This is a genomic window from Pseudomonas sp. NPDC089996, from assembly GCF_044748405.1.
GTDB lineage: Bacteria > Pseudomonadota > Gammaproteobacteria > Pseudomonadales > Pseudomonadaceae > Aquipseudomonas.
The window spans coordinates 289036-308891 of the sequence record NZ_JBIVGA010000005.1 but is presented as its reverse complement, the minus strand read 5'-3'; the positions used below and the strand labels follow the sequence as shown (position 1 = coordinate 308891).

General features: G+C 60.2%; 17 protein-coding genes and 3 pseudogenes. 9 read left to right on the top strand and 11 right to left on the bottom strand.

The window, feature by feature from the left end:
• Positions 1-14: 14 nt before the first annotated feature.
• The 6 genes from ACIPW4_RS11475 to ACIPW4_RS11450 all read left to right on the top strand — a co-directional run bounded on the left by ACIPW4_RS11475 (position 15) and on the right by ACIPW4_RS11450 (position 6919).
• Positions 15-1436 carry an aminobutyraldehyde dehydrogenase gene (locus ACIPW4_RS11475; protein WP_400657810.1) on the top strand — a complete coding sequence of 474 codons (1422 nt, stop codon included), beginning with the start codon at positions 15-17 and terminating at the stop codon, positions 1434-1436.
• Between the two features lie 5 nt (positions 1437-1441).
• A complete protein-coding gene (locus tag ACIPW4_RS11470; RefSeq protein ID WP_400657808.1) occupies positions 1442-2191 on the top strand; it encodes an SDR family NAD(P)-dependent oxidoreductase in 750 nt (249 codons plus the stop codon).
• Positions 2191-3123 (top strand): 3-hydroxyacyl-CoA dehydrogenase NAD-binding domain-containing protein, encoded by a 933-nt coding sequence (locus ACIPW4_RS11465; RefSeq protein ID WP_400657806.1) that lies wholly within the window; start codon positions 2191-2193, stop codon positions 3121-3123. Before ACIPW4_RS11470 ends, ACIPW4_RS11465 begins: the two co-directional genes overlap by 1 nt.
• 57 nt (positions 3124-3180) lie before the next feature.
• Entirely contained in the window at positions 3181-4131 is a 951-nt protein-coding gene (locus tag ACIPW4_RS11460) for a PDR/VanB family oxidoreductase (protein WP_400657804.1), read from the top strand.
• Positions 4132-4265: 134 nt separating this feature from the next.
• A complete protein-coding gene (choX, locus tag ACIPW4_RS11455; RefSeq protein ID WP_400657802.1) occupies positions 4266-5213 on the top strand; it encodes a choline ABC transporter substrate-binding protein in 948 nt (315 codons plus the stop codon).
• 374 nt (positions 5214-5587) lie between these two features.
• Positions 5588-6919, top strand: coding sequence for an MFS transporter (locus ACIPW4_RS11450; RefSeq protein ID WP_400657800.1), 1332 nt, complete (start codon positions 5588-5590; stop codon positions 6917-6919).
• A 38-nt stretch (positions 6920-6957) separates the two neighbouring features.
• On the opposite strand, the gene ACIPW4_RS11445 is transcribed toward ACIPW4_RS11450, so the two are convergent.
• The 5 genes from ACIPW4_RS11445 to ACIPW4_RS11425 form a co-directional block, all read right to left on the bottom strand.
• A complete protein-coding gene (locus ACIPW4_RS11445; RefSeq protein WP_400657797.1) occupies positions 6958-7338 on the bottom strand; it encodes a termination factor Rho in 381 nt (126 codons plus the stop codon).
• An 81-nt stretch (positions 7339-7419) separates the two neighbouring features.
• The gene (locus tag ACIPW4_RS11440; protein WP_400657794.1) at positions 7420-8871 is read right to left on the bottom strand and encodes an MFS transporter; all 1452 of its coding nucleotides are present in this window, start codon (positions 8869-8871) and stop codon (positions 7420-7422) included.
• A gap of 165 nt (positions 8872-9036) precedes the next feature.
• Positions 9037-9375: a hypothetical protein gene (locus tag ACIPW4_RS11435; protein ID WP_400657792.1), complete on the bottom strand. Its 339-nt coding sequence runs from the start codon at positions 9373-9375 to the stop codon at positions 9037-9039.
• Positions 9376-9463: 88 nt separating this feature from the next.
• Positions 9464-10591 carry a mechanosensitive ion channel family protein gene (locus tag ACIPW4_RS11430; protein WP_400657790.1) on the bottom strand — a complete coding sequence of 376 codons (1128 nt, stop codon included), beginning with the start codon at positions 10589-10591 and terminating at the stop codon, positions 9464-9466.
• 128 nt (positions 10592-10719) lie between these two features.
• Entirely contained in the window at positions 10720-10863 is a 144-nt protein-coding gene (locus tag ACIPW4_RS11425; RefSeq protein WP_400657788.1) for a hypothetical protein, read from the bottom strand.
• 175 nt (positions 10864-11038) lie between these two features.
• Here ACIPW4_RS11425 and ACIPW4_RS11420 point away from each other — a divergent pair, with 175 nt between their 5' ends.
• Complete coding sequence (locus tag ACIPW4_RS11420; protein ID WP_400657786.1) at positions 11039-11263, top strand: hypothetical protein; 225 nt, start codon at positions 11039-11041, stop codon at positions 11261-11263.
• Positions 11264-11349: 86 nt separating this feature from the next.
• The gene (locus ACIPW4_RS11415; protein WP_400657784.1) at positions 11350-11625 is read left to right on the top strand and encodes a hypothetical protein; all 276 of its coding nucleotides are present in this window, start codon (positions 11350-11352) and stop codon (positions 11623-11625) included.
• Positions 11626-11682: 57 nt separating this feature from the next.
• Here the strand turns inward: ACIPW4_RS11415 and ACIPW4_RS11410 are convergent.
• A pseudogene (locus ACIPW4_RS11410) lies at positions 11683-11917 on the bottom strand (sugar-binding protein); the annotation flags it as partial.
• Position 11918: 1 nt separating this feature from the next.
• Here ACIPW4_RS11410 and ACIPW4_RS11405 point away from each other — a divergent pair.
• Positions 11919-12116 (top strand): annotated as a pseudogene (locus tag ACIPW4_RS11405) (hypothetical protein); the annotation flags it as partial.
• Positions 12117-12322: 206 nt separating this feature from the next.
• On the opposite strand, the gene ACIPW4_RS11400 reads toward ACIPW4_RS11405, so the two are convergent.
• From ACIPW4_RS11400 to ACIPW4_RS11380, 5 genes and pseudogenes are all read right to left on the bottom strand, one after another.
• Complete coding sequence (locus ACIPW4_RS11400; RefSeq protein WP_400657782.1) at positions 12323-12934, bottom strand: hypothetical protein; 612 nt, start codon at positions 12932-12934, stop codon at positions 12323-12325.
• 3 nt (positions 12935-12937) lie between these two features.
• Positions 12938-14453: pseudogene (locus ACIPW4_RS11395) on the bottom strand (RHS repeat-associated core domain-containing protein); the annotation flags it as partial.
• Between the two features lie 107 nt (positions 14454-14560).
• A complete protein-coding gene (locus ACIPW4_RS11390; protein WP_400657780.1) occupies positions 14561-15163 on the bottom strand; it encodes an imm11 family protein in 603 nt (200 codons plus the stop codon).
• Positions 15160-19383 (bottom strand): RHS repeat-associated core domain-containing protein, encoded by a 4224-nt coding sequence (locus ACIPW4_RS11385; protein WP_400657778.1) that lies wholly within the window; start codon positions 19381-19383, stop codon positions 15160-15162. The genes ACIPW4_RS11390 and ACIPW4_RS11385 overlap by 4 nt, the downstream gene beginning before the upstream one ends.
• Before the next feature lie 5 nt (positions 19384-19388).
• Positions 19389-19835: a DcrB-related protein gene (locus ACIPW4_RS11380; RefSeq protein WP_400657776.1), complete on the bottom strand. Its 447-nt coding sequence runs from the start codon at positions 19833-19835 to the stop codon at positions 19389-19391.
• Between the last annotated feature and the right edge of the window lie 21 nt (positions 19836-19856).

Here is a 19856-nt window from a genome sequence, read left to right as displayed (position 1 = left end):
GATGGGGATACGCCATGCATAGCAAAATGTTGATCAACGGCGAGCTGGTTGAAGGCGCCGCTGCGGCCCTGGCTGCCATCGACCCGGCCACCGGGGAGCAGATTGTCAGCGTCAGTCAGGCCGATGACGCTCAGCTGGACTGCGCCGTGCGCAGCGCCCATGAGGCCTTCGCGTCGTATTCGAAAACCACCCCGGCGCAGCGGTCCGCGCTGCTGCAGGACATTGCCGGTGTCATCGAAGCCCACGCCGAAGAACTGGCGACGCTGGAAAGCCAGAATGTCGGCAAGCCCTGGCCATCGGCGCTGAATGATGAAATGCCGCTGACCCTCGACACCTTCCGCTTCTTTGCCGGTGCGGCACGCACCCTGGCGGGGGTCGCGGCTGGTGAGTATGTGGCCGGGCACACCAGCCTGATCCGGCGCGACCCGATCGGCCCGGTGGCGGCCATCGCACCGTGGAACTATCCGCTGATGATGGCCGCCTGGAAACTGGCGGCGCCACTGGCCGCCGGCTGCAGCGTGATACTCAAGCCCTCCGAGGTGACCCCGCTGTCAACCCTGCGCCTGGGTCAGCTGTTGGCTGACGTGGTGCCCAAGGGGGTCATCAATATCGTGCACGGGGCTGGCAGTTCGACCGGGGCCCGGCTGATCAGTGCCGATGGCATCGAAGCCGTGAGCATCACCGGTTCGCCAGCGACCGGCAGCGCGGCCATGCGCGCCGCTGCGCAACAGATGCGCCAGGTGCATGTCGAGCTGGGTGGCAAGGCACCGGTCATCGTCTTTGAGGATGCCGACCTCGAAAAACTGGTCGACACCTTGCGCGCCACGGCCTTCTTCAATGCCGGCCAGGATTGCGCCCAGCCTTGCCGGGTGCTGGTCGCCAGCAAGGTCTATGACCGTGTGGTCAGTGCCCTGGCCGAAGCGGCGGCGACGATCAAGGTCGGTGCACCCCGGGCAACCGGTACGGAAATGGGTCCCTTGGTGACCGAACTGCACCGGCAGCGGGTAGCCGGCTTCGTCGACCGCGCCCGGGGCTATGCCGAGGTGGTGACGGGCGGCACGGTCGAACCTGGCGGCGGTTTCTTCTACCGCCCGACCGTGATTGCCGATGTCGACCATCACGCGGAAATCGCCACCCAGGAGCTATTTGGCCCGGTGATTTCGGTGTCGCGTTTCAGCCAAGACCAAGACCCGGTCGCGATTGCCAATGCCACCCGCTATGGCCTGGCCTCGTCGCTCTGGACCCGCGACAGTGGCCGCGCCATGGCGGCCAGCAGCCGCCTGCGTTACGGCTTCACCTGGGTCAACACCCATGGCGTGGCTACGCCGGAAATGCCCTGGGCCGCCATGAAAGGCTCAGGCCACGGGTCCGACATGTCGGTGTTCGCGCTCGATGCCTACACCAGCGTTCGCCACGTCATGCTCGCACACGGGTGACCCACATGGACAAAACAGCAGTGATCGTCACTGGTGGCAGCCGCGGTATCGGCCTCGCCATCGTCGAGAAATTCGTCGCCCAGGGGCGCCAGGTCGTCACCTGTGGTCGCGGTGCCAGGCCACGGCATCTGGACAGCGCGGTGGAGTGGGTGCAGGCCGATGTGTCCCGCCCGGAGGATGCTCGCTGCATCGTAGAGCGTGCGGAACAGCGCTTTGGTCGCGTGGGCATCCTGGTCAACAACGCCGGCGTGCAGGTCGAGAAGACCGTGCTGGAAAGCACCGACGACGATTGGGACATGGTGATGGGCATCAACGCCCGCGGCACTTTCAACCTGTGCCGGGCGGTGCTCCCGGGCATGCTCGAGTGCGGTGGCAGCATCATCAACCTGGGCTCGATTTCCGGGCAGGCCGCCGACCCGTGCATGGCCCTCTACAACGCATCCAAGGCGTTCGTGCATGGACTGACCCGTTCCATTGCCGTCGACCATGGCCCGCAGGTGCGCTGCAACGCGGTGTGCCCCGGCTGGATCATGACGGCGATGGCCGAGGATGCCTTCGCCATGGCCGACGACCCGGCACAAGCCAAGGCGGACGCCCTGGCGCGCCACCCGGCAGGCCGCTTCGGCCAGCCTGAAGATATCGCCGAGACCGTGGCCTGGCTGGCCTCTGACGCGGCGCGTTTCATTACCGGGCAGTGTTTCGTCGTCGACGGCGGCCTGACCAGTGCATCCCCCCTGCAACCGAGGTTCTTCTGATGAGTGAATTCCAACATGTCGCGGTGATTGGCGCAGGTGTGATCGGTGCCAGCTGGGCCGCGCTGTTTCTGGCATCCGGGCGCAATGTTGCCGTGTATGACCCGTCGCCGACCCTGGAGGCCGATGTCCGGAGCTACATCGACAATGCCTGGCCGACCCTGCGCGAGCTGGGCCTGGCCGACGACGAGCCAGGCCAGTTGAGTTTCCATGACGATGTTGCCAGCGCTGTGGCGGGGGCGGATTTCATCCAGGAAAGCGTGCCCGAGCGCATCGCCATCAAGCATGAGCTGTTCGCCAGGCTGGAAGCTGCCCTCAAACCCGGTGCCATCGTCGCATCGTCCGCCTCCGGCTTGCGCCTGGGCGAGATGCAGGCGGGTTGGCAGAACCCGTCGCACTTCATCCTTGGCCATCCGTTCAACCCGCCACACCTGATCCCGTTGGTCGAGGTCATGGGCAATGACAAGACCGCAGCAGGTGTGGTCGAGCAGGCCGAGCGCTTTTATGCGCTGGTCGGCAAAGTGACCATCCGGGTCAACCGTGAAGTGAAGGGGCATGTTGCCAACCGCCTGCAGGCTGCGCTGTGGCGCGAGGCCATTCACCTGGTCAAGAGCGGTGTGGCCAGTGTGGAAGACGTCGACAAGGCCGTCTGGGCCGGCCCCGGCCTGCGCTGGGCGGCCATGGGGCCAACGTTGCTGTTCCACCTTGGCGGCGGGCCGCAAGGCCTGAGTTCGTTCTGCCAGAAGTACACCGAGAGCTTTCACGGCTGGTGGGACGACCTGGGCGACCCACGCCTGGATGCGCAGACGGCCTCGATGCTGGTCGAGGGTGTGCACGATGAGGCCGGCGAGCAGAGTTGGGCGACCCTTGCTACGCAACGGGACGAACTGATCACCCGCATGTTGAAGGCGACCACGCCCCTACGGCGCGGTTGAGAATCGGCCCGGGGCTCACCAGGCTTCGGGCCAGTTTGCCGCTGTGTGAGGTATGCCATGCCTGAACAATTGACCCTGCAGATAACCGACCTGATTGCCGAAGCCAAAGGCGTCATGGTTATCGAGCTGCGTTCGCCTGATGGGGCAGCACTGCCGCCGTTCAAGCCCGGTGCCCATATCGAGCTGCATCTGCCAGGGAATCTGATACGCCAGTATTCCCTGTGCAATGACGCCCGCGAAACCCATCGCTACTGCGTGGGCGTTGGCCTGTCGCCCGTCAGCCGCGGCGGCTCCCGGCACCTGCATCAGTCGTTGCGGGTGGGCGACACGTTGACCGTCAGCGCGCCGCGCAACCATTTTCCGCTGGAGGAAGACGCGCCGGGTTTCGTGTTTTTTGCGGGCGGCATCGGCATCACGCCGGTCTGGTCGATGATCCAGTGGTGTGAGGCCAACCAGCGACCGTGGCGCCTGTACTACGTAGTACGCAGTCGCCAGCGGGCAGCGTTTCTGGAGGCGCTGCAGTCCTTTGCTGATCGGGTCACCTTGCATGCCGATGACGAGGCCGGTGGGCTGTTCGATATCGCTGCAGCCATCGGCCAGCAGCCTGCCAACGTGCATTTCTACACCTGCGGCCCGACCCCCTTCATGCTCGCGGTCGAAGCCGCTGCCCGCGGTTACCCCGAAGAGCAGGTGCATTTCGAGTGGTTCACCCCGAAGGCGGCGGCAACCACGGCAACCGACAAGCCCTTCACTGTCCAGCTGGCGCGCAGCGGCAGGGCCTTCGACGTGCCTGCAGACCAGAGCATCCTCCAGGTACTGGAAGCCAACGGCCTGCGCGTGGAAAGTTCGTGCCGGGAGGGCACCTGCGCCTCATGCGAAATCTGTGTGCTGGACGGCGTGCCGGACCATCGCGACAGCGTGCTGACGGCGGCCGAGCGCAAGAACAACGACGTGATGATGATCTGCGTCTCCCGCGCGTTGTCGCACACCCTTGTGCTCGACCTCTGAACCGAATGCATGACGTGGGCAAGGAACTGTTCGTGAACATCCTGCTGCTGATTCAGAACTGCTGGCTGCCAGCTGGCAGACGCTGCCGCGTCAATCTCCCGCTTCCCATAGCTGCCACAGAGAGGATTTGCGTCATGAAAACTGCACTGCGCGTCATGTTCTGCTCCGCCTTGGCCATGAATGCGCCTACCTATGCCGCCGAGCCGCCCCAATGCCGCCTGGTGCGGATGTCCGACCCTGGCTGGACCGACATCCAGACCACCACCGCGATTGCCACCACCTTGCTGAAAAGCCTCGGCTACCAGACCAAATCGACCCTGGTGGGGGTGCCACTGACCTTCAAGGCCCTGGCCGATGGCAAGAACATGGATGTGTTCCTGGGTACCTGGCTGCCGACCATGGAGCCTGACCTCAAACCCCACCGTGACGCCAGCGCCATCGATATCGTGCGGGTCAACCTGCAGCACGCCAAATACACCCTGGCGGTCCCGCAGACCTTGTGGGACCAAGGGTTGAAGGACTTCTCCGATATCCCCCGGTTCAAGAACGAACTGGGCGGCAAAATCTACGGCCTGGAGCCTGGCGACGGTGGTAACAACGCCGTACTCAAAGCCATCGGCGACAACGCCTTCGGCCTGAAGGACGCCGGGTTCTCGGTAGTCGCGTCCAGCGAGTCGGGCATGCTGGCGCAAGTCGAGCGTGCGCAGCGGCGCAACCAGGCAATCCTGTATCTGGGCTGGGAGCCGCACCCGATGAACACGCGGTTCAAGATGAAGTTCCTCACCGGCGGCGACGCCTATTTCGGCCCGGACTTCGGCGATGCCACGGTCTATACCAGCACCCGCAAAGGCTATGCCGACGAGTGTCCGAACGTGGGGCTGCTGCTCAGAAACCTGAGTTTCACCCTGGACATGGAGAACCACATCATGGGCTCCATCCTCTACGACAAGATGGAGCCGGAGGCCGCTGCCAGGGCCTGGTTGAAGCAGAACCCGCAGGTGCTCGACGGCTGGCTGGCGGGCGTGACTACCTGGGATGGCCAGCCGGGCCTTGCTGAAGTCAAAGCGCAGGTGGCGCGGTGAAGAGCGGGTGAGGGTGGGTGTTGGGGTTAGAGGTGTCCGCCGCGGGGTTTTCAGCGCCTTTGAGATCGAGCGCCGCCCGCGCGGCGCTCGATCTCAAAGGCGCTGAAAATACCCAGGTGAACACTTGAAACCCACAACTTCATAACTTCCACCCGCGCCTGTTTCATGCCTGTTCGCGCCGTAAATAATTATATTTTCCCGACCGTTGACCCTCTCCAAATCCATCGTCTATCCTGCGCCGACAAATTGTAGACATGCAGTAGACATGTCTAATCCGGTCGTCAGGGCCGCGTAAGCGCTCAGTATAAAACTGCCTCGATCGCAGGCTGTCTGCAGTTCCTCAAAATAATTAATACAACAGGAGAGTTGTCGCGGTGAGTAATACAACGTTGTCTATCGAAGATGCGCCATTGAACAACTTCCACCAGTTGATGACCGCACGGGCCGGCGGCGGCTGGATTCTCGATGGTTATATCCTCAGTATCATCGGCGTGGTGATCGTGCAGTTCTCCGATTACCTCAAGCTGGATTCGTTCTGGCAGGGCATGGTCGCCGCCTCGGCGATGCTCGGCACCTTCTTCAGCGGCTTTCTCGGTGGCTGGCTGACCGACAAGGTCGGGCGCCGCCGTCTGTTCTTCGTCGGCCCGATCCTGTTCATGGTTGGCTCGCTCGGCTCGTTGTGGGTCGAGTCCGGTATCGCTCTGTTCATCCTGCGCTTCCTGGTCGGGGTAGGCGTTGGCCTGGAGTACCCGGTGGCAGGTTCCTTGCTGACCGAGTTCCTGCCCCAGAAACACCGAGGCCAGCGCCTGGCCGGCTTGACCATCCTGTGGTTTGCCGGTGCCGCGCTGTCGTACATGGTCGGCAACTTCATCCTCGCGCGCGGTGGCGATGAGGCCTGGCGCCTGGTGCTGGCCAGCTCTGCGGTGCTCGGCGCACTGCTGTTCATCATCCGCCTGCGCACGCCCGAGTCGCCGCGCTGGCTGGTCAGCAAAGGGCGCCTCGAGGAAGCCGAGCGCATCATCAAGAAGGTGTACGGGCCGTCGTATTCGCTGGCCAACATGCCGGCGCAAGCGGTGGAGAACAAAGTCTCGCTGGGTGACCTGATGCGTTCGGGTTACGGCAAGCGCATGCTCTTCGTCGCGGTGTTCTGGAGCGCGGCGGTGGTGCCGATGTTTGCCGTGTACTCGTTCGCGCCCGTGGTGTTGCAGGCACTGAACCTGAAGGGGGACTGGGCGTCCTACGGCTCGGTGATGATCACCCTGCTGTTCGTGGTCGGCTGTATCGTCGCAACCCGCATGATCGATACGCTCGGGCGCCGCCCGCTGATCATTCACAGCTTCCTCTGGTCGACACTGGCATTGCTGGGCCTGGGGATATTCTCCAACAGCTCCGAGGTGTTGGTACTGCTAATGTTCGGTGCCTATGCGCTGTTCATCGGTGGCGCCCAGGTGCTGGAGCTGGTGTACCCGAACGAACTGTTCCCCACTGAAATCCGCGCGTTCGCGGTTGGCATGGGCTCGTCGATGTCGCGCATCGGCTCTGCCGCGGGTACCTGGCTGGTGCCGATCTCACTGCTGCACATCGGTATCGGCAATACCATGCTGGTCGCCGCGCTGGTGTCCCTGGCCGGGTTGGTGGTGTCGGTGTGGCTGGCACCGGAAACCCGTGGCATGAGCCTGGAGATGGCCTCTTCGCTCGAACGTTGACCGGGTGCCCCGCCGCAGGTTTGCCTGCGGCGGACGCCTCAAGTGTGCTTGCGCAGCGCCTCGACCAGTTGCGCCTTGGTCATGGTCGAACGCCCCCTGATGTCCTTGCTGCGCGCTTCCTTGAGCAGGCTTTCCTTGGTCTGGCTTTCCAGCGACGTATTCGATGTCCGTGAATACCCTTCGCGTGACTTCGCTGCACGCTTGGCAGAATCCGATCGGGCGGTTTTCTTCTCGCCTGATGAAGTCTTGCTGCCCGAGCCCCCTGACTTCTCGCCACCGCCGGACTGCTTGTTGACGGTGGCCCAGGCACGCGCTTCGGCTTCGTCCTTCGGCACACCCTTGTGCTCGTAGCTTTCTTCGATATGTTCGGCCTTGCGCTTCTGCTTGTCGGTGTATTTGTCCTTGTCGCCGCGTGGCATGGCGTCTACTCCTGCGTGGTTTGCATGAACGGTTGAAGGCTCGCAGTGGCCCGGAGTGCCATTGGATGGACAGGCGGTGGTTCACGGTTCGCTGATTTGCGACAGCGGCCTGGCTACCTGTTCGAGCGAACGCCGCTCGGCCGCCACACCCCACAGTGCCTGGGTCAGCGCGGCAATGATCATCAACGCTGCGCCGAGCAGGTAGCCGTAGAGGACATTGATGCGCTCGCCGGTTTCGATCAGGGCGCCGAACAGTGTTGGCCCGATCAGGCCACCCAGGCCAGTACCGAACGCATAGAACACCGCAATGGCCAGCGCGCGAATTTCCAGCGGGAACGTTTCTGCCACGGTGAGGTAAGCCGAACTGGCCGCCGCCGAGGCGAAGAAGAAAATCACCATCCAGGCGACAGTCTGCTGGGTGACGTCGAGCAGTTGCTGCTCGAACAGGTAGCCGCTGACGGCCAGCAGCACGCCCGAAATCAGGTAGGTCGAGCTGATCATGATGCGTCGGCCGACCACGTCGAACAGCCGGCCCAGCAGCAGCGGGCCGCAGAAGTTGCCGAGCGCGAAGGGCAGGATGTACCAGCCGACCTTGGCCGCTGGCACGCCATAGAAATCGCTTAGCACCAGCGCATAGGTGAAGAAGATCGCGTTGTAGAAAAACGCCTGTGCGGTGAGCAGGGTCAAGCCTACCAGCGCACGTCGGCGGTGCTCGACGAACAGGCTCTGGAACACCTCGTGCAGCGGCGTATGGTTGCGTGCGCGAAGTTGCAGCGGCGGGGCTTGCAGGGGCGGTATGTGGATTGCGCACTCGCAGTAATGGCGCTCGATATCGGCAACGATGCGTTCGGCTTCTTCCGGTTGGTTATGGATCATCAGCCAGCGCGGGCTTTCAGGTATCCATAGCCGCATCAGCATGATCAGCAGGCCCAGCACCGCGCCGATGCCAAAACACAGGCGCCAGCCTAGGTCGCCACCGGCCACCGCCGGGTCGAGCAGGACCACGGCGCCCACCGCGCCGAGCGCGGCGCCGATCCAGAAGGTGCCGTTGATGGTCAGGTCGACCCAGCCTCGATAACGTGCCGGCGTGAACTCCTGGATGGTCGAGTTGATCGCCGTATACTCGCCGCCGATGCCGGCGCCGGTAAGGAAACGGAACAGCAGGAAGCTCCACAGGTTCCAAGAGAACGCGGTCGCCGCCGTGGCGCCGATGTACAGGAACAGGGTGATGAAGAACAGCTTGCGCCGGCCCAGGCGGTCGGTCAGCCAGCCGAAGAACAGCGCGCCCAGCACAGCGCCGGCGATGTAGGTGGCGCCTGCCAGACCGATGTCGAGGTTGCTCATGTGCAGGGCAGGGCTGTCTTTGAGCGCGCCTGCCACCGAGCCTGCCAATGTGACTTCAAGCCCGTCGAGCAGCCAGGTGATGCCCAGGGCCAGCACGAGCAGGGTGTGAAAACGCGTCCACGGCAGGTGGTCGAGGCGGGCGGCGATGTCGGTGCTGTACAGGCGATCCTGCAAGGCTTGGGTCGTCACTGCAATTCCTTCACTGGCAGCTTTACACGGGCGCTTGTAGGAGCGGCCTTGTGTCGCGAAAGGGCTGCGAAGCAGCCCCAGCAATGCTTGGGCATATGCCGAAATCCTGGGGCTGCTTCGCAGCCCTTTCGCGACACAAGGCCGCTCCTACAGCGGCACCATGAGCTAACTGCCTGAGCCGCCCCCTGAACTACCGCCGGAACCTGTCCCTCCCGTTCCTTTACCCGTACCGCTGCTACCCGATCCGGAACCCGAGCCGTTGGTAGTGCCATCACCACCCGTACTGTCGGTACCATTGTCGTCCGTGCCGCCATTGCCTGTGCCCATGCCATCGCCGGGCGTACCCGAGCCAGTCGCACCGCCCTGTTCGTGCATTTGCCCGGCGTCGTGAGGTTGCGTACCCGGGGCGCGCTGATCGTTCATGTCGGTTGCCGCCAGAACGATAGGTGCGCTGGCACCCAGGCACAGCGCCAGCAGGACCGTATGAGGCTTGATTATCTTCATGGTGAATCTCCTTTTGCAGCGTTCACCTACTGTTCGGCCTGCCTGAAAGTGGGCGGTGCGATCAGAACGACGGACGGGATGCAACGGTTCACGCGCCTCTGATTCCGCGGTCCTCGCGGACTGACCCCGACAGGTTGGCCTCCTGCGGCAACGCCGTGACCTTGATCGCCCGCACCGGTACGGCGAATTTGGCGCCGATCCGGGAAAAGCGCTCCAGCAAGTGGAAGTTGATGGCTTGCTGAATGTCCATGTACAGGTTGTAGCCAGGGTCCTTGACGATGTAGACGCACTCGAACTCCAGCGCCTCCCTGCCGAACCCGCGCAGGTGGGCGCGGTCGAACCGCACCTGCCGTTGTGCCTGAATCGCCTCTTCGACGATGCCAGGTGCTTTTTTCACAGCCTCGGTGGGTGTGTCGTAGGAAAGACCGAACTCGAACACGATGCGCCGTTCCTGCAGGCGCTTGTAGTTCTGGATGGTGCTGCTGATCATGCTGGCATTGGCCATGACAATCTGTTCGCCACCCAGGCTGCGAATGCGCGTGGTCTTCAGGCCCACATGTTCCACGGTGCCTGCCAACGGGCCGATGACGATGAAGTCGCCGACCTCGAACGGCTTGTCCACGGCGATCGACAGCGAGGCAAACAGGTCGCCGAGGATGTTCTGCACCGCCAGCGCCACGGCAATACCGCCTACCCCCAGGCTGGCGACGAAGGCGGTGATGTTCACGCCCAGGTTGGACAGCATCGCCAACAGCACCACCGACCACAGCAGCACCCGCGCGCCCCATGCTGTCAACGTGGCCAGCGCGCTGCCCTGGTCAAGACCGCCGTCGGCGCGGTGGCGGCTGAAGTAGCGGGTCAGGCCCAGGCCGATGGCGCGGTTGGTCCAAAGGCCGATCTGCAGCGCTGCGACCACGAACCACAGGCTGCCCACCCGTGTCAGCCAGCGCTCGGGCAGGTCGAGCATGCTCAGGCCCACCAGCAGCGAGGCAAGCAACAACAGAAAGTTGCTGGTGCCTGACAGCACCTTGGCCAGCACCTGGCTCAGCACACCGTCGTGTTCGGACCAGCGACGGATGCGGTGCAGCAGGAAGCTGATGGCGGCGCGGGAGACCAGGAAGGTCACGATGGCCACCGCCAAAGCCAGCAGCAGGTTGAGGATGGAAATACCGAACAGGGTGGTGTCGGTGAACAGGGCAATGATGCGGTCATTCATGAGCGGCGTGCCTCCCGGTTGCCTGGGTAGATATGCAGGTCGTTCACATGGGACGTTCAAACGGCGCCAGAGGTCGATCGGATTTCACCCGTCGACCCTGGGCAATGAAGATGAAGGGGGGAGCAATGTCAGCCGTCGGACTGTTCTTCCGGGGGCACCTGGCCTTCGGGCCAGTCCGGCGCCTCTTGTTCCGGTTCGGGTTTGGGCACAGGCTCTCCCGGGTCGTGGGGGATTTCGTCGACGTAAGGATCGGGGTGGTTGGGGTCGATCATGGCGTGCTCCTTTCGTTTGTATTACCCAGCTTAGGGTGCGCCGGTGGCGGGGCTGTTCAATCACATTGCGTGAGTGGCTGCATGGGCGCAGATCAGGCATTTACGCTGGGCAAATGGATCAAACTTTTTCATGCCGTGGGGTTCTTCTGAACTACAGACGTGCTAGGAGAAGCCCATGAAACATACCGACGGCAATACCGGCGACAAAGTCCCACGGCCGCTTTCTTCTGAAGAGGCGCAACAAGGGAGGAGGGTGCCGGATCCGGTGCTTGAGCGCCCGGACCAGGATACCGAGGCGGTAGACAAGGTCATCACGCCGACCTCGATCAAGGAGCAGGAAGCACAGGCCCGCAAGATCCGGGAGCGCCTGGCTGAGGTGGAAGAAAAAAAACGCGGCTGAACGCCCAGCGCGGTCAACCTCCGAGTCCAGAGTGAACCTTGCCACGCCCTCGGGCTCGACTGAGAAAGCGAGTGAGGGCTGCCGGCATGAACGCGGTCACAGAGCAGATCACCCTGGAACATCGGCGGCTGGTGGCAGTGAATCGTTGGTTTCTGCTTTACGACGACGTCGCTCGCAGGCGTGAATGCCCGAGCAGCCACTACGAAGAACTGCTGCGCCAGGCCGATGAGATGGACCGACTGGGGCTGGTCGACTGGCGCGAATGGCGGGACCTGCGTCGGCTTGCAGACCGGGGGTTTCTCAGGGCCATTGCTGGCGGCGATTTTGCGTGGGGTCACAGGCGTCGGGCAGGAGCTGCGTGAATGGGTGATGCAGCGTAGTGTGTTTTTCGAACTGGCTGTTGAGCTTGCGCGGGGGCGGCCGAAGCAACTGGTGAGCCTTGCCTTGGGTGCGGTAGACTTCGCGGTACAGGTCATCGCGCTCCATGTCGCTGATTACCTGGCCATCCAGATTCAACTGGTGCAGGTGGCCACTGCCGTAATACAGGTGGTTGACCTTGCGACTATCCGGCAAGGTCAGCGTGGTCAGGTTGCCGAGCCGATCATATTCGTATTCCAGGGTGCCATCGGGCGTGATTTCTTCTGTCAGCCGGCCCGCGCTGGTCAACGAGAACAATGCGGCCTATCGCTTCAGCTATGACACGTCGGACCGCCTGAGTGAAGAAGTGCGGGTAGACAACCTGACCCGGCGCCTCAGCTATGACGTCGGTGGCCATCTGACGCGGCTGGACGAAATCGGCTACGGCGAGAAAGGGGAACGTCCGGAGCGGCATACGCTGTTCGAGCGTGATGCCGAGATTGCCGGCACTGTCCAGCGCCAGGTCGTAGCGCTCGCCAGCACCATGAAGCCCTAGCCACCTCCCTCACCAGCTTGCATACTCTTTCCAGCGTTTCTCGCTCCAGAAGATAGTTGGAGAATATTTCATAAGTTTCCCAGACATCCACTTCGCCACAAAAAACTTGTGCCGCACACATATAAATAATATCTGCTCCATGTATCTCAATTCAAGCTCGACAGCAGCGGCATATCATATTCTTTGTTTTTAATAATCTTTTTAGACTTTTTTGCTTCATCCAAATCGAATAGTTCTCCACCCTTACGTAAGATTGCAGTGCAATGTATGAATATCGCAGGATAAGCATAGTCCTCAGGTGAAGACAAAACATCTTTAATTGTTCGATCATTCGGCACAATGCATGCTAAGATTTTTGGTATATAGAAATTCTCCAGAGCGCCTCTAATGTGCGCACAAACTTGATCAACTGAATCTGGCGTTGGTGTTTTTATTGCGCCGCCCGGACTATCGCTGAATACTTTGTGTTGCTCGCCGGCAGAGGTGAATGAAAAGCAAGACTTGTTGAATAAGTTGCTTTTATATGGCGGATTAAAACCAGCAGAGCACTCAAATATCTCCCCGCCATGCACCATTCCGATCAACACATAAGAATCAACTCGAGAAAGATGCTCAAGGACAAGTTCCGCTACAAATTCCTTTTTGTGCTTAAATTTCAGCTTGTTTTTTGAGGCGGTTACGCCATCAAACTTGGCAGCGACCAATTTCAGCTCTTTCAGTAGTTTAGATTCGAAAAGGGCGCGATCATCAGTACTCATAATTTACCTATGCTTGAGAGCATTGAATATTGCATCATGAACAGCCCCTTTGCCACCAAGCAGCTTACCACGCGCACTCTTGGTATCGACTTTTAACTTGGCTGCGGTACCACTTGATGGCTTGATTACTCCCCCGCCGAGATGCTGGGTTGTATTTGCAGGGTTGCTCATATCAAATACACCGGATGCCTTTTGGTTTTTGGTAAGTGCTCCCGCGCCATGCTTAACTTCGAATACATGCAAGTTACCTTGGGCATCACGAGCAACAAAGTCAGCCCTTACCCTACTTCCATTAACTTTCATTGTCACCTCTTCAGCGACAATTTTATATCCATTACGCTCCAGATCATGCATCGCTTTGGTTCGACCTCTGTCACCGCTAACGGCGCTCTTGCATAGGCCAAAAGGATCAATCCAAATAACAGCGTTGGGCGCGTAAGTGTATAAATTGTAATCGCCTTCTAGGCCGATTGGGTCTTGAGTGACAAATCTACCCGGTTCCGGATCGTAATATCTAAACGTATTGTAGTGCAAACCCGTCTCTGCGTCTGAGTACTGTCCTTGAAAACGCAGATTTTGTTCAACTTCACCGACTGCCAGGTGCTCAATCGAACCCCACGAACGATACGTAGCCTGCCAGACGATCTTGCCTTCGCTATCCGTCAGCTCTTGTGGCGTGCCGATCTGGTCAGTATGAAAGTAGTACAGCTTCTGCTCTTCTCCTTCCGCCCGATCAACCCGCGCCAACGGCGCATAGCTCCCCGGCTCATACAGGTACACGATGCTTTGCCCGGGCGTCTCTTCCCACAGCATCCTCAGCCCTTGCCAAAGGAAGCGCTTCTGCTCGGCAACTCCGTTGACCTGAGCCTCCTTGGCCACTCGCCGCCCAAGGCTGTCATAGCGGTACTGCCCGGTGCCTTCCAGCCTGCCTTCGACGTACCTTTCCGCCCGCACCAAACGGTTCTCACAGTCATAAGTAAAGAACTGCAGCCTGTTGTACCCCGAGCTTTTCTCGATAAGGTTGCCCCAGGGATCGTAACGGTATTCGTGATTACCCCACTGCTTGATCCGGTTGTCCTTAACCTTGGCAAACTGTCGCTCATTGAAGTCCAACCGGTTAGCCGCCGGGTCGTAACGGAATTCTTCGCTGCTTCGTAAAGAGCCGGTATTGCGGCCGCGCAACTGGCCATTGGCTTCGTATTCGTAACTGACTTCGCCCCGCAGCTTGTCGAGCGTGCGCACCAGTTCACCGGCGGGGTCGTACTGGTAACGGCGGTGGATCGGGTTGTAGGCATGCTCCACCAGCAGCGAGGTATTGATGCCGGTGTTGTGCACCTGCGAAAGCTTGTCGGCCGGTAGCGTCGAGGCGTATTGCCAGGCCTCGCGCCCCATGGGGTCGTAGCCGAAACAAACTGGTGAGCTTGCCCTGGGTACGGTAGACCTCGCGGTGCAGATCATCGCGCTCCATGTCGCTGATCACCTGGCCATCCAGATTCAACTGGTGCAGATGGCCACCGATGTCATAGCTGAAACGGTAGGCCGCATTGTTCTCGCTGGTCAGTGCGGACAAGCGCAAGGTCTTTACTTAAATCCCTTTCAAATCACGCAAATTTTTAGACCAGTATCTTAAAAGACCCCCCATGGCGAGTAACGAAAATCGTTGTCAATAGATTCGAAGGAGATACCCTTCATTCTAGTTTCGATGAATCTTGTTTGGAATTCTTTTGAGCACACTAATTCTTTTAATTCTCGACAAAAAAAGAGGTGGGCGCTGGAAGGTAAAGTCATGAAAAGATCAATGGCCTCATAAACTGGAAACTGACCGTCTTCCTCAGAGGATATAGCAGGGCGCCCTGTGTGCTTGTCGGTTTCACGCGAAAACTCAGATCTACTTTCGTCAAGAAGACTAATTCTTTCGGCCGGAGCGAAGAAGAAGTAATTCTGTATGCTCCCTTGTAGCCCATTTATTTCAACCTTTCTATGAATTGTCTTAACATCAAGCTCATCGCATAGGTCAATGAATTTGCGTGACGCAAGAAATTGATCTGGCAAGTAATCCGCATTCAAGAATTCTATCTCGGCTTTGACCTGGTACTCATTATTTAGATTTTTTGGATTTTCCGTCGGGTAATGAAATTCCGGCAGTTCTGGCAACCATTCAGTCTCGAAGAAATAGGGGGTATCAGCACCGTTTGGAGCATATTTTAAAACAAAGAACTCATTATTCATAAGAGCCTTCCTGTCACAGTGTCAATGTTAAAGCCGCCACTCTCAAGATTGCTAGCCGCCCATCGCTGTATATGTTTAATCCCTAATGCCAGATCCAGATCAGAAAGGCTAGAGCTTTGCTTATTTAAGATGGAAACCTTGCCCTTCACCATCTCTGTGTACTGACTGTGATTGGACCAATGCCCTGGCGCCCTAACTTTCTCTGCAAGCCCTTTCGATGCTGGAAGAAATATACCATTTGAGGCGCCATCTGGATCCCACCCCATTTTTCTCAGACGCATGAATATTGACTTGAATTGCGCGCTCTTGATTAGCTCCTCCGGAATGAGATGATGATTTGCCATCCCATCACCTTTCCTAGCACCCATACTCTTACCCAACTTCGTCGAACACCACCCTAGCGGGTCAATTTCCTGAAAAGGGTTTGCAGTGTACGAATAGATATTTGCCCCGCCCTCCAGTCCAATCGGGTCTTGCGTGACAAATCGTCCGACCTGAGATTCATAGTATCGGAACGTATTGTAGTGCAGTCCCGTTTCATCATCGAAATATTGGCCTTGAAAGCGCAGATTCTGCTCGACCTGAGCGACTGCCGTGTGCTCAATCGCGCCCCACGAGCGATACGTTGCCTGCCAGACGATCGTGCCGTCACTATCCGTCAACTCCAGCGGCGTACCAATCTGGTCCGTATGGAAGTAGTACAGCTTTTGCTCTTCCCCTTCAGCCTGATCAATTCGCGCCAACGGCGCATAGCTACCCGGCTCATACAGGTACATGATGCTTTGCCCGGGTGTCTCTTCCCGCAGCATCCTCAGCCCTTGCCAGAGGAACTGCTTCTGCTCGCCAACTCCGTTGACCTGAGCCTCCTTGGCCACTCGCCGCCCAAGGCTGTCATAGCGGTACTGCCCGGTGCCTTCCAGCCTGCCTTCGACGTACCTTTCCGCCCGCACCAAACGGTTCTCACAGTCATAAGTAAAGAACTGCAGCTCGTTGTACCCCGAGCTTTTCTCGATGAGGTTGCCCCAAGGATCGTAACGGTATTCGTGATTACCCCACTGCTTGATCCGGTTGTCCTTCACCTTGGCAAATTGACTCACATTGAAGTCCAGGCGGTTGGCCGCCGGGTCGTAGCGGAATTTTTCACTTCCCCCCCGCAAGCCCGTATCACGGCTGCGCAACTGGCCATTGGCTTCGTACTCGTACTTGATCTCGCCGCGCAGCTTGTCGAGCGTGCGCACCAACTCACCGGCCGGGTCGTATTGGTAACGACGGTGGATCGGGTTGTAGGCATGCTCCACCAGCAGCGAGGTATTGATGCCGGTGTTGTGCACCTGCGAAAGCTTGTCGGCTGGCAAGGTGGATGCAAACTGCCAGGCCTTGCGCCCCATGGCGTCGTAGCCGAAGCAACTGGTGAGCTTGCCCTGGGTGCGGTAGACCTCGCGGTGCAGGTCATCGCGCTCCATGTCGCTAATCACCTGGCCGTCCAGGTTCAGCTGATGGAGATGGCCGCTGCCGTAATAAAGGTGGTTGAGCTTGCGCCCGTCTGGCAGGGTCAGCGTGGTCAGGTTGCCGCGCCGATCGTATTCGTATTCCAGGGTGCCACCGGGGGTGATTTCTTCTGTCAGCCGGCCCAGTAGGTCATAGGCGTATTCCAGCTTTTCCGCGGTCACGCCGTTCCGCTTGCCGCTATCACTCGGTTTACGCTCGATGCTCAGCAGCCGATCAGCCTCGTCATAGGTGAACTGCTGCTGTGCATCGCTGTTGACCTTGGCGATCAAGCGTCCAATGGCATCGCGCTCGAACAGCGTATGCCGCTCCGGACGCTCACCTTTCTCGCCGTAGCCGATTTCGTCCAGCCGCGTCAGATGGCCACCGACGTCATAGCTGAAGCGCCGGGTCAGGTTGTCCACCCGCATTTCTTCACTCAGGCGGTCCGACGTGTCATAGCTGAAGCGATAGGCCGCGTTGTTCTCGTTGACCAGCGCGGTCAGGCGCAGGGCCTTGTCATACTCGTAGCGCACCCACTGGCCCTTGGCGTCCTGACGGCCGCTTGGCAGGCCGCGTAACGTGCGCAGCAGGCGAGTGGTCTGGCCTTTGCCGTCGGTGTGGCTCAGCACCTGACCCATGGCGTTGTAGGTGAAGGTTTCCGAACTGCCGTCCGGATGGCTGATGCGCAGCACTTCACCGTCAGGTTTGCGCTCCAGCGAGGTCGTCTGGTTGAGCGCGTCGGTCACCGCGACCAGGTGTTGGCGTTCATCATAGCGGTAGTAAGTGCTCTTGCCGGAGCAGTCCTGGAAGTGTTCGACCTGGGCATAGGCGTTCCACCACAGGTACCTGGATTTGAAGTTGTCATCGATGATCGTGTGCGGCAGGCCATCTTCGCTGATGAGGTACTGGGTCTTGTGACCCAGCGGGTCGATCTCGGTGATCAGGTTGCCTTTGGCGTCGTAGCGCGACTGCCAAATGCTGCCGTCGGGGAAGCGGGTCTCGGTGACCAGCGGCGTGGCCAGGTGGTGCTTGTAGCTGATCTGGCGGCCCAGCGGGTCGGTTTCCTCGATCAGCCGACAGAACTCGTCGTACTTGAAGGCCAGTTGGTTGCCATCGGGCAGGTCGATGCCGGTGAGATTGCCGGCACTGTCCAGTTCCAGGCCGTAGCGCTCGCCACCGAAGTCGCGGCTGGCGATGACGCGGTTGTCCGCGTTGTAACGTATCTCCAGTTCACGCCCCAGCACATCGGTGGCCCAACTGGTGCGGACAGCAATGTCATAGCGCAAGTGATAATGCTCGCCGTCGCTGGTCGTGTGCTCGACCACGCGTGGTTGCCCCTCGACAGTTGCCCAGCGGTACTCGCAGATCAGGCCCAGGGCATTGGCGTGGCGGCTCATCAGGCCATCGGCGTAAGCGAACTCCCGCACCGTATCGCCATTACGGTTGATCACTTCGCGCAATTGCCCGGCTTCGTCGTAACGGTATTGCACCAGGGTTTCCGCTGACGCCTGGGCGACGATGCGCCGGACCTCGGTCAGACGCCCGAGCGGGTGCTCGTAGTGCAGGTGAACCCTGATGCCGCCAGAGGCGCTGATGTCGGTCAGCAGCCCGTCCTGGTCGCGGGTGAAGTGCAGAAAATGCCCGTGCGCATTTTCAAGGCGCTGCAGCGGTACTTCATGGTTGTTGTTATCCACTTCGCCGAAATAGAAAAATACGTTATCCAGCGTCTGCAGCAGGTAATGCCCACCCTGGCTGCGCACCAGGTAAACCTGCTCGTTGGAGTTGAACAGGCGCTGGCCGGGGGCCACATCGACGAAGGGCACGCTGCGCCCCTGGTTGTCCCGCAGGTAGATGAACCGGCCATTGCGCCGCAGGCTCTGTTCCCAGGGCAGCATCCAGCCACGGCCCAGCATGCTGCCGACATCCAGGTCGCTGGCGTAGAAGCGGGTCCAGTTCAGCGGCATCAGGCCGGGCAAGCTGAAGTCGGCCTCGTCGGGCAGCAGCTTGCGGCCGCTCACCAGGTCCACGGGGTTGCCCAGCAGGCCGCCCAGTGCGCGCTCCACCACCGGGCCAATGAGGTAGCGGCCTGCCAGGTAGCTGGCCGCGATCGATGCACCGACCCGCAAGGCGCAGGGCATCGCGGCTTTCAGGCCGGCCTGCAGCCCCAGGGTGGCCACATTGAACACCGAGCGCCCCATCGACGCGGCCACCATCAGTATGTCGACGGTAACGCGCAACGCTTCGGGCACTTCGTCAGCCACTGGCAAGTAACGCTGGGTGCCACCGCCGATGAAGACATTGCGCGAACCGCTGGCAATTCGGGCGCCGCAGGTGAGCTTGTCGCCCGAGCGCGCGGCGGCCACACCGTTGATGAATACATTGCTCGAGCCTTCGGCGACCATCACCGGTCCCGGGTGCTTGTCGCACTGCGCCGTGCTCAGTGTGGCGTGGGCGGCGTTGCGCCCATTGATGAAGACGTTGTCGGAGCATCCTGGCCGTTCGATCTGCCCGGCCGCCGAGCTGAACAGCGATCCGAACGACTCCACCAGCGACGGCAGGAAACTGGCGCCGATACCAATGACCAGCGGCAGCAGGACGCCGCCCAAGCCGCCCGTGCAGATCATGAAGGACGCCGCTGCGACGATGGCCAGGCCCACCACTGCGCCGGCCATGAAACCGGCGAGTGCGCCGGTGTGTTCGATTTCGTCGCCCAGGCGCGCTGCTTCGAACATGGCGCTTACTCCTGCGGCGATTGAACGCGAGGCCGGAAGCCATCGAGCAGTTGTTGCCAGCACGCGTCCTGCTTGGCGTTGAAGTTGTTCTGGCTGGTTGCGCAGAACACCAGGATGCGCCCCGCAGCGACCTCGAATGCCGCCTGGCGCTGGTGAACCGGGCGGCCATCGTGCAGGTAGTACGCATCGATCTGCAGGCCGGCCAGCGGTACAGAAGTGGACAAACTGGCCGACCGCTTCCCCAGCAGGGTGTAATTGCGCAACTTGCTGCCTATCTGCGCGACCTGCCGATCGACGTAGGCTTCCAGGCTCTCTTCCGGTAGCAGGTCATCGCGTGAAACGGTGATGTTCAGGTGGGTGGGGCCGCTGTTGGGCTGGACGAAAATATTGACTGTACGGTCCTGTAACCCTTCGGGTAGCTGAAGCGTACCTTCGGCAAGTGGGTAGTCCATGGGGTGATGTCTTCCTTTGTG